The organism is Achromobacter sp. GbtcB20 (assembly GCF_019091095.1).
Taxonomy (GTDB): domain Bacteria; phylum Pseudomonadota; class Gammaproteobacteria; order Burkholderiales; family Burkholderiaceae_B; genus Achromobacter; species Achromobacter mucicolens.
The window spans coordinates 1-273 of sequence record NZ_JAGXJZ010000528.1 but is presented as its reverse complement, the minus strand read 5'-3'; the positions used below and the strand labels follow the sequence as shown (position 1 = coordinate 273).

Sequence of the window (273 nt, the reverse complement as noted above, 5' to 3'; positions counted from 1 at the left end):
CCGGACAAGGCGCGGTGGAACTGACGCCGACGACGTCGTCCCGGAACCGCTCCCCCGCGGCCACGGCGGCCTGCCAGAACTGGGGGTGGGCGATCTCCAGGTCGCCCGGCACCGCCAGTTGCGCGGGCTGGGACGGCAGGCGCGTGCGGCAGCCGAGCACCGCGTCCGGCGCCAGGCCGAGGTGGCGCGGCAGCAGCTGGGTGAACGGGAAACCGGAGATATGGGGGGAGGGGACCGCGGCCAGCACGCGGCGCCGGTTCGGGGGCAGCGAGG

The 273-nt window shown here is 76.6% G+C and carries 1 protein-coding gene; it reads right to left on the bottom strand.

Translation table 11 applies throughout. From position 1 onward, the window contains the following. Nucleotides 1–273, bottom strand: a 273-nt coding sequence (locus tag KVT32_RS30075; protein ID WP_217619427.1) for a hypothetical protein, incomplete at both ends; no start/stop codon positions are given.